Source organism: Aeromonas sp. Y311-2 (assembly GCF_027706025.1).
Lineage (GTDB): Bacteria > Pseudomonadota > Gammaproteobacteria > Enterobacterales > Aeromonadaceae > Aeromonas > Aeromonas veronii.
Window position 1 is genome coordinate 15,181 of record NZ_JAPDCL010000004.1, and the last position, 15,793, is coordinate 30,973.

16 protein-coding genes are annotated in these 15,793 nt (G+C 57.2%); 7 read left to right on the forward strand and 9 right to left on the reverse strand.

The genetic code is table 11. The annotated features are described in order from the left end of the window. Positions 1 to 202: 202 nt before the first annotated feature. Positions 203 to 751, forward strand: a complete 549-nt coding sequence (syd, locus tag OKC42_RS05295; protein WP_181269137.1) for a SecY-interacting protein — start codon at positions 203 to 205, stop codon at positions 749 to 751. A 92-nt stretch (positions 752 to 843) separates the two neighbouring features. Here syd and OKC42_RS05300 read toward each other — a convergent pair whose 3' ends face one another. The 5 genes from OKC42_RS05300 to OKC42_RS05320 all read right to left on the reverse strand — a co-directional run bounded on the left by OKC42_RS05300 (position 844) and on the right by OKC42_RS05320 (position 3,775). After that, positions 844 to 1,629 (reverse strand): Zn-ribbon-containing protein, encoded by a 786-nt coding sequence (locus OKC42_RS05300; RefSeq protein ID WP_219263291.1) that lies wholly within the window; start codon positions 1,627 to 1,629, stop codon positions 844 to 846. Between the two features lie 3 nt (positions 1,630 to 1,632). Next, positions 1,633 to 1,929 carry a DNA-binding protein gene (locus tag OKC42_RS05305; protein ID WP_219263292.1) on the reverse strand — a complete coding sequence of 99 codons (297 nt, stop codon included), beginning with the start codon at positions 1,927 to 1,929 and terminating at the stop codon, positions 1,633 to 1,635. Positions 1,930 to 2,013: 84 nt separating this feature from the next. Further along, the gene (locus tag OKC42_RS05310) at positions 2,014 to 2,250 is read right to left on the reverse strand and encodes a DUF2789 family protein (protein ID WP_064338556.1); all 237 of its coding nucleotides are present in this window, start codon (positions 2,248 to 2,250) and stop codon (positions 2,014 to 2,016) included. A 74-nt stretch (positions 2,251 to 2,324) separates the two neighbouring features. Continuing rightward, the gene (locus tag OKC42_RS05315; RefSeq protein WP_216949531.1) at positions 2,325 to 2,624 is read right to left on the reverse strand and encodes a DUF3301 domain-containing protein; all 300 of its coding nucleotides are present in this window, start codon (positions 2,622 to 2,624) and stop codon (positions 2,325 to 2,327) included. A gap of 110 nt (positions 2,625 to 2,734) precedes the next feature. Further along, positions 2,735 to 3,775 (reverse strand): DUF3549 family protein, encoded by a 1,041-nt coding sequence (locus OKC42_RS05320; RefSeq protein WP_216949530.1) that lies wholly within the window; start codon positions 3,773 to 3,775, stop codon positions 2,735 to 2,737. Between the two features lie 276 nt (positions 3,776 to 4,051). On the opposite strand from OKC42_RS05320, the gene OKC42_RS05325 reads away from it, so the two are divergent. The 6 genes from OKC42_RS05325 to ptsG all read left to right on the forward strand — a co-directional run bounded on the left by OKC42_RS05325 (position 4,052) and on the right by ptsG (position 10,421). After that, a complete protein-coding gene (locus OKC42_RS05325; RefSeq protein WP_005338596.1) occupies positions 4,052 to 4,387 on the forward strand; it encodes a YqcC family protein in 336 nt (111 codons plus the stop codon). After that, positions 4,384 to 5,157, forward strand: coding sequence for a tRNA pseudouridine(65) synthase TruC (gene truC / locus OKC42_RS05330; RefSeq protein WP_270819195.1), 774 nt, complete (start codon positions 4,384 to 4,386; stop codon positions 5,155 to 5,157). The genes OKC42_RS05325 and truC overlap by 4 nt, the downstream gene beginning before the upstream one ends. A gap of 90 nt (positions 5,158 to 5,247) precedes the next feature. Further along, positions 5,248 to 5,688: a flavodoxin gene (locus OKC42_RS05335; RefSeq protein ID WP_219263294.1), complete on the forward strand. Its 441-nt coding sequence runs from the start codon at positions 5,248 to 5,250 to the stop codon at positions 5,686 to 5,688. Between the two features lie 529 nt (positions 5,689 to 6,217). Beyond that, on the forward strand, positions 6,218 to 7,516 hold the full coding sequence (locus tag OKC42_RS05340; RefSeq protein ID WP_042657219.1) for a maltoporin: 1,299 nt from the start codon (positions 6,218 to 6,220) through the stop codon (positions 7,514 to 7,516). A 91-nt stretch (positions 7,517 to 7,607) separates the two neighbouring features. Continuing rightward, positions 7,608 to 8,567, forward strand: coding sequence for a MalM family protein (locus tag OKC42_RS05345; protein WP_042657220.1), 960 nt, complete (start codon positions 7,608 to 7,610; stop codon positions 8,565 to 8,567). Between the two features lie 423 nt (positions 8,568 to 8,990). After that, on the forward strand, positions 8,991 to 10,421 hold the full coding sequence (gene ptsG / locus OKC42_RS05350) for a PTS glucose transporter subunit IIBC (protein ID WP_270819196.1): 1,431 nt from the start codon (positions 8,991 to 8,993) through the stop codon (positions 10,419 to 10,421). A gap of 285 nt (positions 10,422 to 10,706) precedes the next feature. Here the strand turns inward: ptsG and OKC42_RS05355 are convergent, their stop codons facing one another. The 4 genes from OKC42_RS05355 to map all read right to left on the reverse strand — a co-directional run bounded on the left by OKC42_RS05355 (position 10,707) and on the right by map (position 15,731). Further along, complete coding sequence (locus tag OKC42_RS05355; protein WP_005338583.1) at positions 10,707 to 11,090, reverse strand: DUF3461 family protein; 384 nt, start codon at positions 11,088 to 11,090, stop codon at positions 10,707 to 10,709. A 127-nt stretch (positions 11,091 to 11,217) separates the two neighbouring features. Further along, positions 11,218 to 12,045, reverse strand: coding sequence for a 2,3,4,5-tetrahydropyridine-2,6-dicarboxylate N-succinyltransferase (gene dapD / locus OKC42_RS05360; RefSeq protein ID WP_005338581.1), 828 nt, complete (start codon positions 12,043 to 12,045; stop codon positions 11,218 to 11,220). Positions 12,046 to 12,219: 174 nt separating this feature from the next. Next, complete coding sequence (glnD, locus tag OKC42_RS05365) at positions 12,220 to 14,856, reverse strand: bifunctional uridylyltransferase/uridylyl-removing protein GlnD (RefSeq protein WP_151286730.1); 2,637 nt, start codon at positions 14,854 to 14,856, stop codon at positions 12,220 to 12,222. Positions 14,857 to 14,942: 86 nt separating this feature from the next. Next, positions 14,943 to 15,731, reverse strand: coding sequence for a type I methionyl aminopeptidase (map, locus tag OKC42_RS05370; protein ID WP_151286729.1), 789 nt, complete (start codon positions 15,729 to 15,731; stop codon positions 14,943 to 14,945). Positions 15,732 to 15,793 lie beyond the last annotated feature (62 nt).

A 15,793-nucleotide genomic window follows, 5' to 3' on the forward strand; every position in this document is an offset into this window, starting at 1 on the left:
GGTTGCTCACGTAATGTGCTCATGATGAGTGGAATGAAACGGGCCATTGCAGGGCCGGATGGTTGCAGCCGTCTGGCTTGGGCGTCGGCCTCTCTGTATCCCGGGTTCTGTTTCCCGGGTCACTAGGTCGGCTGGCAACCTTGTCTGTTACCGGGTTTGGTGGTGCAATAGCGGACTTTGCCAGCAATTGTGGGGATTTTCGATGTCGGATCAAGTTTTGTCTGCCCTGGAGCACTTTTTTGCCCGCTGGCAACGGGATGGCGAGGCCAGACGAGGCCTGCCCCTGTGCGAGTGGGAGGCGGACTGGCGTTCCCCCTGCCAGCTTGGTGAGCCCGCCGATGGTCGGGTGGCTTGGCGTCCTGACCATCGCCCCGAGCCCGCCGATTTTACGGCCATGGCCGATGCCCTTGAGCTGACAATTCATCCCAGCGCCATTGCCCTGTTTGGCCACTGGTTCAGCCGCCCCATCCCCTGCCTTTTCAAGGGGCTGCGCCTTGAACTGATCCTGCCGTGGAACGACGCGGATCTCGACCTGCTCAAGGAGAACCTCATCGGCCACCTGCTGATGCTGCGCAAGCTAAAACGAACCCCCTCCATCTTCATTGCCACCACCCGCAACGAGATGACGCTCATTTCCCTTGATAACGAGAGTGGTCAGGTGTGGCTGGAGTGGCTCGATTCAGGCCGCCGTCTGACGCTGGCTCCCTCTTTGCCGGCGTTTCTGGAACGGCTGGAGACGTTGCCGCAATAGCACCTGTTCGAGCCAAGGTTACTCATCGGAACGAAAAGAGCCTTGCCATGCGGCAAGGCTCTTTTTTATGGCATCGCGTACAGGGAACGCGCTTAATCCTTGAAATCCCAGGAGAGGTTGGAGACCAAGCGACAGCTGTCGCACTTGAAGTCGAAGATCTCGTGTAGCGGCTCTGCCAGCGCCCACTCACCGCCACAGCTGGGGCAGGAGCGCGCCTTCTCCTCGGCCGCGCTCAGCCCGCCCACTCGGTAGAGGTAGTAGTAGGTGGGGATGCCGCTCAGCACTTCCAGCCGTTTGGCCAGATCGGTGCCGCGCCGGTAGAGGCGGCTGCCCACTTCGCCGATTTCGTGCAGCGCCGCATGTTCGGCGATGGAGCCGTTCATCTGCAACTGATCGCACGCCTCCCAATCCTCCTGCCACTTGATGATCTGCTTCTGATCTCCGTTGGCGACTGCGGGCAGCTGGTAGAGCGGAATGGGGGCGAAGTGGTCGCCACAGCGCAGCGGCGAGCAGGTATGCAAAAAACTGGTATAGAGCATCATCCAGCTCGGCCGCTCGCCCTGCTGGCCGCAAGGATCTGTGCTGTCGGAGAGCAGATCCGCCCCCTGCAACTGGAGTTTGGGCGCCAGCAACCCCGCCTGATTGAGCTGCTGTTCGGCCAGTTTGACCTGCTCGCTCTGGTTGTCGGGGTGCAGGCTATCCTGCTCTGGGCAGACCACCCGACTGACGAAATAGCCCTCATGCATGCTGGTGGGGAACTCCCGCCCGAGGATCTGGCCCTGATAACGCAGCATGTCTAGGTAGTTGACGATGGCCCGCTCGGCGTCGCCAAGGGAGGTATCGCGGTAACACTCAAAGCAGAGTTCGACGATATACATGGTTCAGCCTTGCCCCTGCTGGAGGAGCAGGTCGGTCAGGCGATCCACCTTCTGTTCGATGCGCGCGAGCTGTTCGGCGAGTTGCTGCAGGGTGAGCTCCGGTGCTGCCTGGGGGGCTGCCTCTGGCAGGATCTCGCTCTCGGCGGCCGCGACTGGCTGCTGCTTCCACTGGCTCAGCACTTTCAGCAGCTCGGCCATCGGCACGGGCTGGGTGAGGCGGGCCTTGATCATGGCTGTGGTGGGAGTCAGGCCCTTGGCGGCCAGCTCGTTGGCAATTCGGATGATCTCGTGGGCGGACATAAGCATGCTCTGGGTGAGAAGGAGGGATCGATATCGGGGCGGGATCTTAACCAAAGCCGGCAGGGGAGGAAAGGGGCGGGCGGCTTAGCGGGGCTGGCGCAGCATCACATCTAGCTGGTCGATCGCCTCGCACCAGTCGGAGTCGTTCCACAGGGCGTCGCGCAGAAAGCTGGCCTGGGCGGCGTTCCAGAAAACGGCCTCCGGCAGCAGGGTCTCATTGTCGAGGTGATGGTCGTGCACAAAGCGGTGCAGGCTCAGCTCGTCGTTGGCCATCCCGAGCTGGGCAAACAGGGCTGGCAGATCGTGGACAAGGGGTTCCATCTCGTCTCTCCCTTTGTTTAATCCCTGAGATTATAGACAGGCACAGCCATCGGGCGCAGAGACGAGATTGGGGATCAGGCAGAGGGGATGCGATGGGGTGGCAGATCAACGCCCACGACGTGCAGCCCCTGCATCTTGAGGGTGCCCTGATAGCGGCTCTCGCCATCGCTGGAAAATTCAAACTGATAGTGGGTCAGCAGCCGCAGGGGATTATGTGCCAGCTCCCGCCGATGGCGAGCCAGTGACAGCAGTTGCAGATCATGGTGCTGGCAGTAGCGGCGCACATATTGCCAGGCCACTTCTGCCTGTTGGCGTTGCAGCCAGAACAGGCTGGCAATCGCAATCAGCAACAAAATTCCGAGCATCTCTCCCATAGGCGGGCTTCCTTATCGTGATGTCGATAACCGGGAGTCCTGCTCGGCACTCCCGATCTCCTTTCTATTTCCCGCCGTGTTGCCTCGTGGCGTGAGGGGGAGGCGAGGGATCAGGCCGAGGCAAACAGACGGCCGATGGCCTTGCCCAGCGCATCGCTGCGCTCGGGGTCTCGCAGTCTGGCCAGCATATCATTGCGCAGGGCCGGTAAAGTGACCAACTCGGCAAAAACCTGATTGAAGAACTGGGTCGGTTGCAGTGCCAGCTGTTCCAGATAGTGGCTGAGCAGATTGGCATCTTTCAGATCGGGCCAGAGCCGGCCGGCGATGGCGAGCAGCAGCGCAGGGCTCGGCTGGGTTTGCAGCAGGGTCAGCAGCTTGTTGGTGCGCAAAGAGCTGCCGGGACAGGAGGCCATGGCGCGGCAGAGGTAGGCCAGGGTCTCAGGGTTGGGGGCGGCGCACTCCTGCTCCTTGCCGATCCGCTCGAGCAGGGCGCCTTGTACTGCCGGCGGCAGCGGGGCGTTTTCAAGGCTCTGGCAGAGAGCGTAGAGCGGCTCTTGCGGCAGTTTGGGCAGCGCCTTGCAGATCAGCGCCAGATTGCGCTCATCATGCAGCCGCTCCGCAAGGTCGGCAAAGCCCTGCAGCCCCAGCGTCTGCCAACCGGTGTCGTTGGGGGCGGCCAGATAGTGGCAGAGGGCATCGTAATAGGCAGAAGGGGCCTGCTCCAGTTGTCGCGCCAGCTTGGCATGCAGACTGGCCATTTTAGCCTCCGCCGGGCGGAAGGTGTAGGGATTGTCGGCCAAGCGCTGGGCTTTCTCTTCATCCAGATCGCCGGTGAGCTTGTAGCCCAGGGTCTCCACCACCTGATCCATGAACAGCTTGGGGCCATTTGACATCAGCAGGCCGCGCTCATCGAGGGCAAACTTGAGGAACCAGAGGTAGTGGCGAGACTCGCTCGGCTGGAAGAAGTGCACACCGAGCCAGGCGTGCTGTTGCAGCGGCCAGGGATAGGGCTCTTGCTGCTGTTCGATGCGCACAAAGGTATCGCTTGCCAGTGGCCGCACCTGGCGGCCCATGTCAAACAGCTGGAACTGGGTGCCAGCCTGAGTCAGAAATTCGGTCAAGGTATTGATGGCAGTAGGCGTCGCAGACATGGTGAGATCCGGCTAATGGTGATGCGGGCCGATTATAAGGCCCTTGCCGAGGATAGCCAGTGGCAGCAGACGTGCGCTGCGGCAGATATCAACATGGCAGCCATGCGGGGGGAGGTGTATAGTAACGCCCTTTTTTAACGGCGGCAGGCCGCGCTGGCTGCCGTGTATGTCGATGAGCCGACTGAATCGCCGGTGCTGCGCGACCGAATGTACCGGCATCCTGGCTGGCCCTGTCGGATCAGCGGATCAATCTGTGGTGATGAGGAAGAGAGCGAGATGAATCAATATTTGCTGGTAGCTGGCCTGTTGGGGGAACTCACCGCCGAGTTGCAGCGCCTTGAGCGCTGGCAAGCTGACCATCCCGGTGACGAAGCCCTGGCAAGCACCCTGCCTTTTTGTGTCGATACCCTGAGCTTTGATCAGTGGCTGCAGTTCGTGCTGATCCCGCGCATGGAGCAGCTGGTGATGTTGCAGGCGCCGTTGCCCACCAGCGTCTCCCTCTATCCCATGGCCAGCGAAGTCTACAAAGAGGATCTGGCCGAGGCAGAAGCGCTGCTGCGCCTGATCGCCCGCTTCGACCTGCTGCTTTCCGGCAAAGTGATCGAACAATGATGCCAGATCAAACCCGAGAAGAGAGTGACCTGAAGCTGACCCTGCTCTATCAGGATGAGTGGCTGGTGGCGGTCAACAAGCCGTCCGGTCTGCTGGTGCATCGCAGTTGGCTCGACAAGGGCGAGACCCGTTTTGCCATGCAGATGACCCGGGATCTCATCGGCGGTCGCCATGTTTATCCGGTGCATCGCCTCGACCGACCCACCTCCGGTGTGCTGCTGTTTGCGCTCGATCCGGTGATTGCCCGCGCACTCACCGAAGCCTTCACCCAGCGTCAGGTGCACAAGGAGTATCTGGCATTGGTGCGCGGTTGGGCGCCCGAGCAGGGGGTGATCGACTACCCCCTCAAGGAGCAGCTGGACAAGATTGCCGATGCCATGAGCAACCCGGATCGTCCGGCGCAGGATGCCGTCACCACCTTCCGGCGCCTGCATCAGGTCGAGCTGCCCCACGCGGTCTCCAAAAAGCACCCCACCAGTCGTTACAGTCTGGTCAGATTGTTCCCGAAGACCGGCCGCAAGCATCAGCTGCGCCGTCATATGGATCACCTGTTCCACCCCATCGTCGGAGATACCACCCATGGGGATGGTCGTCACAACCGTTTCTTTCGCGAGCACTTTGGCTGCGAACGGCTGCTGCTGGTGGCCCGCACCCTGAGCTTTACCCATCCGGTGCTCAAAGTGCCGATGCGGATCCAGGCGCCGCTCGGTCAGGATGTGTTGCGCCTGTTTGGCGAGCTGGGCTGGCCCGCCAGCGAGAGCGACTACTAAGCGCCTGATCCTCAGCCCTGAACCGGTGGCATCTGACGCCAGCTTGCTGATAGAGTTGCTCAAAAGAGTGACTCAAACAGGGAGAGGAGAATGGCGCAGATCGATATCGTGGTAGGAACTGTCTACGGCGCAGCCATGCTGGTGGCCGAGACCTTGGCAGATGAGCTGGAACGCAAGGGGCATCACTGTACCCTGCACGAAGAAGCACGGCTGGTGGACATCGACCCCGGCCGTTTTTTATTGCTGGTCAGTGCCACCACAGGGCAGGGGGACATTCCTCCCAATCTGCAGCCCTTTGCCAGCGAGCTGGCTGACAAGGCGCCCTGGCTCAAGGGGCTGCGGTATGCCCTGATTGCCATGGGCGACAGCAGCTATGACCATTTTTGTGGCGCGGGCCGTCGGCTGGACGGATTGCTGCAAGAGCTGGGCGCCACGCGAGTGATTCCCCCGCTGGAGCTGGATGCCACTGTGCACGATGAACCCGAACAGGTGGCACTCAGCTGGCTGAAAAAGTGGGATATTCAGCCCTGAATATTCTCTGAAATCGAGCCATATCAATCCCCTGATCCCTAATCGGCAGGGGATTGTTATTTGTACAAATTCAATAGCCTGTCACCGGCATATTTCCCTAACTGAAAGAGGGATATTCCCCTCACGCCGTATCCCATGGCTGAAATGGTTGCAACCTTGCTGCAGACCCGTCATCTAAATAAAAGTTCAATCTTGAAAGCGATCTCAGTCATGTTTTTGTCATCCAATCGTAAAATAATGACTTTGGTTCTATCGCGAATTAATTGCTGGTAACGCTTTCAGGTTTGTTATGATTGCATAATTTATGTGATTGTTGGTTTTTTATTGCCTTGGTTGGTGATTTTTAACTTGCTAGTGTTGTGGCGATCGTTTGCCGAGCGATTTGTCGCCATTTTGTGAGTCGCTTCATATTTGTCGTGAAATACGCTCCCTATAATCAACCTCGGTTATCACCAACAGGATTATGTGGTGATAAGAAGTTGAATATTCAGGATCACACTCCTCACTGCGGGAAATAAGGAATATGACAATGAAAATGAAGTGGCTCCCGATTGCAGCAGCTGTTACTGCCGCCCTGGCTTCCCAAGCCGCCTTTGCTGTAGATTTCCACGGTTATATGCGTTCTGGTGTCGGTGTTTCCAGTGATGGTGACATGCAGACTTTGAGCAAACAAAAAGTGGGTCGTCTTGGTAATGAAGATGACACTTATGGTGAAGTTCAGCTGGGCCAGGAAGTATTCAACAAAGATGGCAAAACTTTCTATGTTGACTCCATGTTTGCCATGAGCTCTAACGGTTCCAATGACTGGGAAGGTACTGGCTCAGTATGTAACTTCGATGAAAAACAGTGTAGCGGCGACTCTGAGTTCGCTCTGCGTCAGTTCAACGTACAAGCCAAAGGCTTGCTGAACTTTGCTCCTGAGGCAACATTGTGGGCTGGTAAGCGTTACTACCAGCGTCACGATATTCATATCTCTGACTTCTACTACTGGAACATCTCCGGTGCTGGTGCTGGTATTGAAGGTGTTCAAGCTGGTCCGGGTAAAGTTTCTTTTGCATGGGTTCGTAATGACCGCGGCTGGGATGGCAAAGAGGGTTGGACCAAGTTCGATGGAATGGATGTAAACACCCTTGATCTGCGTTATGCAGGTATTCCGCTATGGCAGGATGCTTCTTTAGAAGTCGGTGTTGATTATGCGCTTGTTAACCCCACTGATGCCCAAAAGGACTCTTCAAACAGTCAGTACAAAAATGCCAAAGATGGTGTAATGCTGACAGCTGAGCTGACAGCCAGTGTGCTGGGTGGCTTCAACAAGACTGTGCTGCAATACGGTACCGAAGGTTATTCCAAGACCATGGCTTTCTATGGTGATGGTTCTTGGTATGGTGCTGAAGCCAAAGACGGTGCCGATGGTTATCGCTTGATCAACTGGGGTGTGATCCCGATGGGTAACTCCTGGGAGATGGGCCACCAGTTGGTCTACGGTGTAGGCAATGATATGTGGGATACCAATGACAGCTGGGAAACTATGTCTGTTGTTGCTCGTCCTATGTACAAGTGGGATGATTTCAACAAGACCATCTTCGAAGGTGGTTACTTCAAAGACACCAACAAGTCTACCGATGGCTCTGAAGCCAAAGATTCTGGTTATAAGTTGACACTGGCGCAGGCTTGGTCTGCTGGCTCAAGTTTCTGGGCCCGTCCTGAGATCCGAGTGTTTGCCTCCTATGTTGCGTTAGAAGACAACGACATGGCTGGTACACCATACGACAGCAAAACTGCTAAAGATACCTGGAACTTTGGTGTTCAAGCGGAAGCCTGGTGGTAAGCATAGGTTTAAGTTAAGTTAGTGACTGCCCCCGTATGGGGGCAGTTTTGTTTCGCCGGATCACGGCCACCGGGTTATGGAGATAAGAAAAATGAAACGGGTAAAGATGTCTATTGCAGCCGTAATCACTGCGCTATTAACCGGTTGTGCCGGAAACATGGTTGTTCCTCTGCAAGAACATGGCTCTATCTTGAGCGATGCAGACCAGGCCAAGCAAGCGCTGGCCAAAGCCTCAAGCTGCTGTGTGGCGTTTAAAGATTTCAGTTATACCCCCTTGCCTGAAGGTGAGACCTTGCTGGCCATCGATGGCAAGCAACCCGCTTTTCAGTTTGATGAGGGGATGAGCTACTTTGCGGCTTATCGCCTGCCAGCCAACACAGGCAACCTGGCCATCAAGGTCGCATCTCAGGTAAGCAAGACGGTGTTGGTACCCAAGGTCATTATGCTGGATAGTCAGTTCAAGGTGACGCGCGTGCTGGGTGAATCTGTGTTCAGTTACCAGCCGGCGCATCTGTTGGACAACGACAGGATCGAAGGAAAGGTATTCGTTGATCGCAGCATGCCGGGCAATCCTGCAGCTGAAACCTATATGATTATTTATGCCCCAGCCAGCCAGCTGGCTGGCAGTACCACCATATTGCACCCGGCAAAAGCCTTCGCTCGTGCCAACCAAACGGTTGAGCCAGCAATGCCGGATCCCGTGATCCCGCATTCACCGTGGGGGCTGGTACAGATTGAGGTGGTCGATATGGCCAAGGGGCAGGGCCTTGAGGCTGTGTTCAAACCCGAGTACGCAGATAAGGTTGCGATGAGTCAGGCCGCTCCGGCGACGGCTGTTGCTGTTACCACAACTGCAACAGCTGCGGTCGTAGCCAAACCTGCTCCTGCCATGCTGAGTGAAACGGAAGCCTTCTATCAGAGCCAGATTGAAAAAGCGGTCAAGGCGGGGGATATCGACAAGGCGATGAAGCTGGTGAACGAGGCCGAGCGGGCCGGTTCAACCAAGGCAAAAACCGTGTTTGTCGATGCAGTAAAGCGCTCGCAAAAATAGAGTAATATCGGCTGTTGTTGGTCAGATATATTTATTAAGGCCTCCCTTGTTGGAGGCCTTTTTAATCGGTAGACTGTAATAAATAAAAATGATGCTGTTACATTTGGTTACAATTGGTTTCTCAGTGATGCATATTGCATTATTAAAATACAAAGTGAAACTGCAATTCATATATGTTTGTAATAGAGTGATAATGCCGATTACTAACTTATATTAACGTTGTTTTTTCGCTGCTAAACAAGTTGTGATCTTCCCTCCAAATTCAATATTCCCCCGCTTCCTAAAGCAGCAATTTATGACCCGCTGGGTTATATTCTGATGGTCAAAATAAACAAGCCCGACTCGAAGATATCTGGATGAATCAGTGGTTATTTCATTCAGATAGATCGTTCAGGGAAGACAATCCATTCAGGAGCGCACACAATGTTCAAAAATGCTTTCTCTAATCTGCAAAAGGTTGGTAAGGCTCTGATGCTGCCAGTATCAGTCTTGCCGGTCGCAGGTATTCTGCTGGGGGTGGGTGCTGCCCACTTCAGCTGGTTGCCAGAAATTGTCTCCCAATTGATGGAGCAAGCTGGTGGTTCCGTATTTGGTCAGATGGCCCTGCTGTTCGCAGTGGGTGTTGCTCTGGGCTTTACCAATAACGACGGCGTATCCGGTCTGTCAGCCATCGTTGGCTACGGCATCATGGTCGCAACCCTGAAGGTCATGGCACCTGTGATGGGTGTTGAAACCATCGAAACCGGCGTGCTGGGTGGTATCCTGGCCGGTGGTATCGCTGCCTGGGCGTTCAACCGTTTCTACAAGATCCAGCTGCCAGAGTACCTGGGCTTCTTCGCGGGCAAACGTGCCGTACCCATCATCACCGGTTTCCTCTCCATCGGTCTGGGTGTGATCCTGTCCGTGATTTGGCCGCCAGTGGGTGGCGCCATCGGTGCCTTCTCTGACTGGGCTGCCAACCAGAACCCGGTACTGGCCTTCGGTATCTACGGCGTGGTTGAGCGCTCCCTGATCCCGTTCGGTCTGCACCACATCTGGAACGTACCGTTCTTCTATCAGGCTGGTACCTGCGTCAACGGTGCCGGTGAAACTGTTCACGGTATCATGACCTGCTTCCTGACTGCTGATGACGCTTCCCGCGCTGCCGGTAACGGCTTCGGTCAGCTGGCTGGTGGCTACCTGTTCAAAATGTTCGGTCTGCCTGCTGCTGCGTTCGCCATTGCTCACGCTGCCAAGCCGGAAAACCGCGCCAAGATCGTTGGTATCATGGCCTCTGCAGCCCTGACCTCTTTCCTGACCGGTATCACCGAGCCGATTGAATTCTCCTTCCTGTTCATCGCTCCGGTTCTGTACGCAATCCACGCTGTACTGGCTGGTCTGGCTTATGTGCTGACCAACTCTCTGGGTATCGTACACGGTCACACCTTCTCCAACGGCTTCATCGACTTCGTGGTGCAATCTCCGCGTGCCGACAACATGCTGCTGCTGGTAGGTCTGGGTCTGGTTTACGCGGCCATCTACTACGTGGTATTCAGCTTCGTTATCCGTGCCATGAACCTGAAAACCCCGGGTCGTGAAGACGAGACTGCTGAAGAGGCCGTTGGCCAAGGCAAAGACGAGATGTCTGCTGCTCTGGTTGCCGCCTTCGGTGGTAAAGAGAACATCGCTTCTCTGGATGCCTGCATCACCCGTCTGCGTGTTGGCGTGAAAGATGTTGCCAAGGTTGACCAGGCTGGTCTGAAGAAGCTGGGTGCTGCCGGTGTGGTAGTGGCTGGTTCCGGCGTTCAAGCCATCTTCGGTACCAAGTCCGACAACCTGAAAACCGACATGGACATCTGGATGAAGAGCAACTAATTCTGTTGCCTGAATATCAGCGTGTTTGAAGAGGGAGGCGAAAGCCTCCCTCTTGCTATTTGTGGTTATGGAGCGTGCGAGTCGCTGTAGATCGATCTCGGCAGGAGTCTCTTTGCCCAAGGGGCGATATGTAACGGGATGCCCTCTGTCGGCACAACTGCTGGTGTGCCTCGCTCGCCTTATCGCACACCATCACCAGATCAACCTTATAGCCAGATAAAGTCATCCAGTAATCAGCCAATAAAAAGAGCGCCATCTGGGCGCTCTTTCGTCGAGTCGAGGGGATTAGAGTTTCTCCAGATCCCGTTCGATTTCGCTGATCTTGTTTTGTACCACTTTTTCCAGATGGCGCAGGTCGCGCAGGATCTTTTGCTTGATGTCCGGGTCGGCTTGCTGATGGACGCCCTGGGTCAGGTTGTCCAGCTCGTCCACCACATACTTGAGGTTGGCGTTGATCTCGGTGACATCCTTGTACTCATGGGTACCGGAGTCGACCAGCATGGTCTTGCGCTGGCGGGGATACTTGAATTTGACACTCTTGGCGAAGAACTCGCCCTTCTGCTTCTTGAAGTAGATCTTGAGGATGTCGTGGTTGGCCTCCTGGCGCAGGGTATAGCTGTCGACGGAGGCGGGATCCTGGATCCCCAGGCTCTTCAGATTCTCGTACATCAGGCTTCCTCGGTTTGAAACGATCCTGTCCCATCCATCTTAACCGATGCCTCATGGCTTGCCTGTGACAAGGGCGCCAAAATCAAAAGGGCGCCATCAGGCGCCCTTTTCATCACGGCAATGCTGATTACTCGTCGATGGAGCGCAGCAGGGCGTTGATGCCGACTTTGGCACGGGTTTTGGCATCGACCTTTTTGACGATCACCGCCGCGTAGAGGCTGTACTTGCCGCACTTGGAGGGCAGGGAGCCGGAGACGACCACGGAGCCAGCCGGTACGCGGCCGTAGTGGATCTCGCCGGTTTCGCGGTCATAGATGCGGGTGGATTGGCCGATAAAGACGCCCATGGAGATGACGGAACCTTCCTCGACGATGACCCCTTCAACCACTTCGGAGCGGGCACCGATAAAGCAGTTGTCTTCGATGATGGTCGGGTTGGCCTGCAGCGGTTCCAGTACGCCGCCGATGCCGACGCCGCCGGAGAGGTGAACGTTCTTACCGATCTGGGCGCAAGAGCCGACAGTGGCCCAGGTATCGACCATGGTACCTTCGTCAACGAAGGCGCCGATGTTGACGTAGGAGGGCATCAGCACGGTATTGGGGGCGATAAAGGAGCCTTTGCGGGCTGTTGCCGGCGGCACCACGCGCACACCCGCTTCCTTGAACTGCTCGGCGGTGTAGTTGGAGAATTTGAGGGGAACCTTGTCGTAGTACTGGGCATCATCGCCCTTGATGATGCCGTTGTCGTTGATGCGGAAGTAGAGCAGTACCGCTTTCTTCAACCACTGATGGACAACCCACTCACCGGCGATCTTCTCGGCAACCCGTGCCTTGCCAGAGTCCAGCAGGTCGATGGCTTGCAGGATGGCGGACTTGGTGGCGCTATCCACGGAGCCCGGAGTAATGGTGTCGCGGCGCTCGAAGGCCGCTTCAATGATCTGTTGCAACTCGGTCATGACAGGTTTCCTTTAAAAAATTCTGTTTGTTGTATCACACTTTTCCGACTGTTTTTAAGGGGTTGACCGGAATTCTTCCGGCCAGCGGCCATTTCTTCATCCTGTGTGCGCCAACCAGTTGTTTGGCATGGCAAAAAACGCCCGACAATCAGCCTCTTTCGAATCACTCTTCGCTTAATCCAGTACCGACTGTTGGGGATTGAGTTGGTGTACCAGTCGCTCTTCCAGCTGTTTTTGCTGCTCGGCGGTCAATGGTTCGCCATCGAGGCTGGTCAGGCTGAAAAAGTCCTCGACCCTCTCACCGAAAGTGGCAATTTTGGCGGCGTGCAGCGACAGCCCGCACTGCTGGAATACGGCACCGATCCGCGCCAGCAGGCCAGGAGTGTCGAGGGCTGTCAGCTCCATCAGGGTGTGGCGGCTTTCCCCTTTATGAGGCAAAAAGACCACCCTGGTTGGCACGCTGAACTGGCGGTGGCGCCGCGACAGCGGCTTATTGCGCAGCACCAGCTTGCCAGGCTCCTGCAGCGCCTTCTCCAGCGCTTTCTTGATGGTGGCTGTGCGGTTGGGGCTGATGGGCTCGCCGCTCGGCTCCAGCACCACGAAGGTATCGAGCACATAGTTGCTGCGCGAGTTCATGATCTGGGCGTCGTGGATGTTAAGGTTCTTCTGATCCAGCGCCGAGGCCACGGTGGCAAACAGATTCGGCGTGTCGCGGCAGTAGATAAATACCTCGCTGCCGCCGCGGGTCGGGTGTTTGCCGATGATCACCAGCGGCGCCGGATTGTCGCCATGCTCGATGATGTGGCGGCAGTGCCAGGCGATCTGCTCCGGGCTGTGACGCAGGAAGTAGTCGGCCTTGAAATCGGCCCAGAGCTGGTTGATCGCATCGATCGATACATCCCGTTGCGCCAGCAGTTGCTTGGCCTGACGCTGGTTTTCGCGAATGCGCAGCCGCATGTCGGGCGGGTTTTCCAGCCCCTGGCGCAGCGCCTTCTGGGTCGCGAAGTAGAGCTCCCGCAGCAGGGTGCCCTTCCAGTCGTTCCACAGGGTATCGTTGGTGGCGCAGATATCGGCCACGGTGAGGCAGTAGAGCAGGTCGAGATGCTGCTCGTCGCGCACCTTCTGGGCAAAGTCGGTGACCACGTCGGGGTCATAGATATCGCGGCGCTGGGCGGTGACCGACATCAGCAGATGGTGGCGCACCAGCCAGGCGACCAGCCGACTCTCGTAGCGATCCAGACCGTGCAGCTGGCAGAACTCCAGCGCATCGACGGCGCCGAGTTCCGAGTGATCGCCGCGCCGCCCTTTGGCGATGTCGTGGAACAGGGCGGCGATGCTGAGCAGCTCCGGTTTGCGCAGCCGGGTGAAGACCTCGTGGCAGAGCGGGTGGCTCTGGCGACTGGCCGGATTGGGGAACTGATGAATGTTCTTGAGCAGCCGATGGGTGTGCTCATCCACCGTGTAGGCGTGGAACATGTCGAACTGCATCTGGCCGACGATGAGGTTCCATTGCGGCAGATAGGCGGCGAGGATGCCGTATTTGTGCATCAGGGTGAGCGGCAGGCCGATGCCGTTGGGGTGGCGCAGCAACGCCATAAAGAGACGACGGCAGTTGGGCAAGTCCTGCAGCCAGCAGTTAAGTTTGCGCCGTGCCTCGCGCAGTTGGCGCAAGGTGGCCGAGTGGATGCCCGCAATCTCGGGATGCTGGGCCATCTGATAGAAGAGGCGCAGGATAGCAGCTGGTTCACGGCTAAACAGCTCGGCATCCACCGCATCGATGAGGCGGCCACGGAGCTGGAACTCGTCGGAGAGGCGGCGCACATCCATGGCGGTGTTGCCGAGGATCGCCTCGTCAAACAGCTGCAGCAGCATCTCGTTGAGCTCGGAAACCCGCCGTACCGTCTGGTAGAAGCGCTTCATCATCTGCTCGACCGGAGTGTTGCCTTCCCCCTCGAACCCCAGCATCTGGGCTACGGTGCGCTGGCGATCGAACAGCAGGCGGTTATCTCCCTTGTTGATGGCCATGTGCAGGGCAAAGCGCACTTTCCAGAGGAAATTCTGGCAGTCGAGCAGTTCGCGATACTCGGCGCGATTGAGAAAGCCGTGGCTGGTCATCTCGAACAAGGTGGTGGCGCCAAAGTGGCGGCGGGCGACCCAGGCGAGGGTTTGAATATCCCGCAGGCCGCCCGGATTGCTCTTGAGATCCGGCTCCAGCTTGTAGGCGGTGCCGAGAAACTGCTGATGGCGCTCCGCCTGCTCCTGGCGCTTGGCGCGAAAGAAGGCTTCACTCGGCCAGAAGTGCTGGGGGCCGGTGGCCTCTTTTAGTTGCCGAAAGCCCTCCTGGCGACCTGTGATGTAGCGGGCCTCGATGAGGTTGGTTGCTACCGTAATATCGGCGCGCCCCTGCTCGAGGCACTCCGCCACGTTGCGCACCGCCTGACCCACCTCCAGCTTGAGATCCCACAGCAAGGTGATGAACTCGCCGATCCGCAGCCCCAACACCTCGTCCAGTTCGTCGCCGTCATAGAGGATCAGCAGGTCGATGTCGGAGTGGGGGTGCAGCTCGCCACGGCCATAACCGCCTACCGCGATCAGGGTGAGGTCGCTCTTGTCGAAGCCGAACTTCTGCCACAACCGGCAGAGCAGCTGATCCATGTATTCGGAGCGGGTGGCGACCAGCTCGATGATGTTGTCGCCGGCATCAAAACGGGCGTGCAGCCAGCCGAGAAAGCGGCTCAGGTACTCTTTGCAGTTGTCGCGAGTGAGCTGGTCATCGGGTAACAAATGGGGGGAAAGCAGGCTGGCGTCCATGGCATCTCACACGCAAGTGGCAGGCAAACGGCTGAAACAGAAGTAAAAACCCCGGCGCTTTGGAAGTTCAGGGCCGGGGTTCGATGCTAGCTGTGTTTGATGAAGCGGTCGATAGCGTCATCGGGGCGCAGGGTGAGCACCTCGCAGCCATCCTCGGTCACCAGCAGGGTGTGTTCCCACTGGGCGGAGTCGCCGCCATCCTTGGTGGTCACGGTCCAGCCATCCTTCGGATTGACCTTGCAGTGATACTTCTTGCTGTTGACCATGGGCTCGATGGTGAAGCACATGCCCGCTTTCAGCTCCAGCTTGCCACTGTTGCGGTAGTGGAGGATCTGCGGCTCTTCGTGGAACTCGGCACCGATGCCGTGACCGCAGTAGTCACGCACCACGGAGAAACCGGCCTTCTCGACGATGGGCTGGATGACAGCGCCAATCTCGGTGATGCAGGCACCCGGACGCACCTTCTTGATGGCGGCATAGAGGCTCTCTTGCGCAACTTTGCAGAGCTGGCGGCGCAGCGGGGTGGTTTCACCCACGATGAACATGGCCGAGGTATCGCCGTGGTAGCCATCCTTGATGACGGTGATATCCAGGTTGATGATGTCGCCATCACGCAGCTTCTTGTGATTCGGGATACCGTGGCAGATCACATCGTTCACCGAGGTGCAGATGGATTTGGGGAAGCCGTGGTAGTTGAGCGGAGCTGGAACCGCCTGTTGTACGTCGACAATATAGTCGTGGCAGAGGGTGTTCAGTTCGTCAGTGGTGACGCCAGCTTTGACATGGGGCGCAATCATGACCAGCACATCGGCGGCCAATTGGCCGGCAACGCGCATCTTTTCAATCTCTTCCGGTGTCTTGATTTTAATGGACATGGGATCTCTCTTGCGGCCTGCCGCTGGGCCTGCGAGGGCAGACAGGACAGGTAATGAAAAAT

Excerpts from the sequence above, each read along its gene's own strand:
- OKC42_RS05315 (WP_216949531.1), bottom strand. The coding sequence starts at position 2,624 with ATGGGAGAGATGCTCGGAATTTTGTTGCTGATTGCGATTGCCAGCCTG.
- map (WP_151286729.1), bottom strand. The coding sequence starts at position 15,731 with ATGTCCATTAAAATCAAGACACCGGAAGAGATTGAAAAGATGCGCGTT.
- dapD (WP_005338581.1), bottom strand. The coding sequence starts at position 12,045 with ATGACCGAGTTGCAACAGATCATTGAAGCGGCCTTCGAGCGCCGCGAC.
- OKC42_RS05355 (WP_005338583.1), bottom strand. The coding sequence starts at position 11,090 with ATGTACGAGAATCTGAAGAGCCTGGGGATCCAGGATCCCGCCTCCGTC.
- ptsG (WP_270819196.1), top strand. The coding sequence starts at position 8,991 with ATGTTCAAAAATGCTTTCTCTAATCTGCAAAAGGTTGGTAAGGCTCTG.
- syd (WP_181269137.1), top strand. The coding sequence starts at position 203 with ATGTCGGATCAAGTTTTGTCTGCCCTGGAGCACTTTTTTGCCCGCTGG.
- OKC42_RS05340 (WP_042657219.1), top strand. The coding sequence starts at position 6,218 with ATGAAAATGAAGTGGCTCCCGATTGCAGCAGCTGTTACTGCCGCCCTG.
- OKC42_RS05300 (WP_219263291.1), bottom strand. The coding sequence starts at position 1,629 with ATGTATATCGTCGAACTCTGCTTTGAGTGTTACCGCGATACCTCCCTT.
- OKC42_RS05305 (WP_219263292.1), bottom strand. The coding sequence starts at position 1,929 with ATGTCCGCCCACGAGATCATCCGAATTGCCAACGAGCTGGCCGCCAAG.
- OKC42_RS05320 (WP_216949530.1), bottom strand. The coding sequence starts at position 3,775 with ATGTCTGCGACGCCTACTGCCATCAATACCTTGACCGAATTTCTGACT.
- OKC42_RS05345 (WP_042657220.1), top strand. The coding sequence starts at position 7,608 with ATGAAACGGGTAAAGATGTCTATTGCAGCCGTAATCACTGCGCTATTA.
- truC (WP_270819195.1), top strand. The coding sequence starts at position 4,384 with ATGATGCCAGATCAAACCCGAGAAGAGAGTGACCTGAAGCTGACCCTG.
- OKC42_RS05335 (WP_219263294.1), top strand. The coding sequence starts at position 5,248 with ATGGCGCAGATCGATATCGTGGTAGGAACTGTCTACGGCGCAGCCATG.
- glnD (WP_151286730.1), bottom strand. The coding sequence starts at position 14,856 with ATGGACGCCAGCCTGCTTTCCCCCCATTTGTTACCCGATGACCAGCTC.
- OKC42_RS05310 (WP_064338556.1), bottom strand. The coding sequence starts at position 2,250 with ATGGAACCCCTTGTCCACGATCTGCCAGCCCTGTTTGCCCAGCTCGGG.
- OKC42_RS05325 (WP_005338596.1), top strand. The coding sequence starts at position 4,052 with ATGAATCAATATTTGCTGGTAGCTGGCCTGTTGGGGGAACTCACCGCC.